Origin of the sequence: Streptomyces sp. MnatMP-M17 (assembly GCF_900091995.1) — a bacterium.
GTDB lineage: Bacteria > Actinomycetota > Actinomycetes > Streptomycetales > Streptomycetaceae > Streptomyces.
Map to the genome: position 1 here is coordinate 1 of NZ_FMDK01000409.1, position 2565 is coordinate 2565.

At 72.8% G+C, this 2565-nt stretch carries 3 protein-coding genes; 1 reads left to right on the top strand and 2 read right to left on the bottom strand.

Going from position 1 to position 2565, the window contains the following annotated elements; all coding sequences use genetic code 11:
* On the top strand, positions 1 to 1311 hold a 1311-nt coding region (locus GA0115259_RS18960; RefSeq protein WP_107469217.1), incomplete at its 5' end, for a HEAT repeat domain-containing protein.
* Between the two features lie 109 nt (positions 1312 to 1420).
* On the opposite strand, the gene GA0115259_RS18965 is transcribed toward GA0115259_RS18960, so the two are convergent.
* Positions 1421 to 1807, bottom strand: a complete 387-nt coding sequence (locus tag GA0115259_RS18965; RefSeq protein ID WP_093598395.1) for a barstar family protein — start codon at positions 1805 to 1807, stop codon at positions 1421 to 1423.
* 30 nt (positions 1808 to 1837) lie between these two features.
* Positions 1838 to 2227: a guanyl-specific ribonuclease gene (locus GA0115259_RS18970; RefSeq protein ID WP_093598398.1), complete on the bottom strand. Its 390-nt coding sequence runs from the start codon at positions 2225 to 2227 to the stop codon at positions 1838 to 1840.
* Positions 2228 to 2565 lie beyond the last annotated feature (338 nt).

Genomic DNA, 2565 nt, shown 5'->3' on the forward strand with positions numbered 1-2565 from the left:
GGCGCCGATCCGAACCGGCCGAGCGGACAGGAGGGCTGGGACCTGCCGCTGTGCGGAGCCGCGTGCGGCGGGCACACCGAGGTGGTGCGGGCCCTGCTCACCGCCGGTGCCCGGCCCGACAGCCGGGAGGCGTTCGATCTCACGGCCGTCGTCTGGGCGGTCCGCCAGGGCTTCGCGGACACGGTGGAAGCGCTGCTGGAGTACGGCGCCGATCCCGATCTGCCGGGCCCGGGCGATGAATCGCCCTTGCTGCTGGCCGCCCGCCACGGCTCTCCGTCGACCGTACGGGTCCTGCTGCGGTACGGCGCGAGCGCGCACACGGAGGCGCTCGCCGAGGCACGGCGCTGGATGGCGCTCGATGTGGAGCAGGAGCTGCGGGACGGGCTGGCGCGCGCCTACGGCGACGGATACGAGACGGTGGTGCGCCGGATCGAGGAGGACGGCTCGGTGACCGTGGTCGTCGAACTGCTGCGGGACGGCGCGCCGGTGGCCGGGCAGGAGCAGCGGACCGGGCACGCGGCCGTCGCGACGATCCTCGAAGCGGAGCTGGGTCTGGTCACACCGTACGAGGAGCTGGCGGAGCGCGCCCTGAGCTGTGGTGATCCCGGCCGGGACGACTGGGTCGAGTCGGTGTCCGCGCTGTGGCTGCGCGGCGACGAGGAGACGTTCGAGGCGGCGGCGGCCTGGTGTGCGAGCGAGGAGCCGCTGCGGCAGGCCCTCGGCGCGGACGTACTGGCTCGACTGGGCGCGGTGGACGGCGCGAGCCCGTTCACCGAGCGCGCGGTGCCGCTGCTGCGGGAGCTGTCCCGGCAGGCCGTGGAGCCGGAGCTGGTGCGCGCGGTGGTGGTGGGTCTGGGCCAGCACGCAGATCCGGCGTCGCTGCCGGAGATCCTCCGGCACACCGGCCATCCGGACACGGGCGTCAGACGGCGGACCGCGCTGGCCCTGACCGGGCTGGTACCGGGCGATCACCGCGACGGCGTCTGGGCGCTGATCCTGCTGAGCAGGGACGCGGACGCGTCGGTCAGGGACCGTGCGGTGCTGGCCCTGGCGGATGTGGACGCGGACACGCGCGAGATCCGTGAGGCGCTGGCGGCGCGGCTGAACGACCCGGACGCCGAGACGGCCGCGAGGGCGGCCAGGGGTCTGGCGGTACGTCAGGATCCGCGCGCGGTCGACGCGCTGGCCCGTATCCTCACCGACGAGGACCCGGACGGCTATGCCCGGGAGACGGCGGTGGACGCGGTGCGGTATGTACGCGAGGGCCCGGAGCGCCGCCGTCTGGAACGTACGCTGCCTCGCCACCGCTGACGCCGCGCGGTCCCGTTCATGAGCGGACCGGCCGGGCGCGACGCCGCCAGGCCGGTCCTTGGTACTCAGTCCTTCGTGCTCGGTCGACCGGTATCCGGTCGACCGGCGCTCAGTCGAGTCGCAGTACTCCGGGAGCCTCTTCCTCGATGAGCCGGACCAGCTCGTCGAAGACGGTGGTGCCCCGGCCGGCCAGGACGTCGTCCAACTCCGCCTGGATGGCGGCCTTGTTGTCCGGGTGCGCGCGCTCCAGCCGCCGCTGGAGCGTACGCGCGGTCTCCTCCTGGCCGAGTGCCCGGCGCGAGAGTTCGTGCCGGCGCCATTCGATGACGAAGTCGCCGTCGTCCGGCGTTCCGTACCCACCGCGCAGACAGTCCGCGAGCGCGTCGAGATTGCGCCCGAAGTATCCGCCGGGCCCGTTCACCGCGGCCCCGATCACCTGCCAGAAGCGATCGAGGTCGGTGACCTCCGCCCCGTCGATCACATACGTCACCGTCATGGGACGGAGGTTACCTTCCGGTCCGCCGTCTCAGCAGCCGTAGTTGACGAGGGAGAACGACGCGTAGTGGTTGGAGGTGTAGTAGTCCTCGTTGTTCCTGTTGCCGGTCACGATGCGGCGCGCGCCGCGGTCCGGGGAGCCGGGCGTGACCACGGTGTACTCGTGGTAGTAGCCGTTCGACTGGCTCGGCAGGATGCCTTCCCGGTTCTGGAAGACGGCGCCGTCCTGCCGGTACGGGAAGGGCCCGCCGGCGTCGATGAGACGGAGGGTGGTGTGGGCCTGGGAGGGCAGCCGGGAGTAGCAGATGCTGCCGACGGCCGAGGGGGCGGCGGTGGCGGTGGCGGTGACTCCGCCGACGAGGAGCGCGGACGCGAGTGCGGCGACACCACCGAGGGTGGCCATACGTGGGGGAATTCGCATGGCTTCATGATGACGCGCGTAGACCTGTACACGTCAATCCCAAGGCCCGGGAATTTCCGGGAAGTTAACCCCTCGAACCGCTCCGGTAGCCCGCCGTACACCGCCCGGGCAAACACACCCACGCCACCGGGACCGGCCCTTCGGGAGGCCCCGACGCCGTTGCCCGGTGGACCGTTTCGCGCTGACAGGCACCGGACACGAGCCGGGCGCTTTCATGACCGTGCCCGGCAGCGGGGAGCGCTGCCGGGCATCGGGCGGATACGGGTGGTGCGGGTCAGGCTGCCGTGCGACGGCCGCCTTCGGCGCCGCGGCCCGGGCGGCCCCGGCGGCCACGGCTG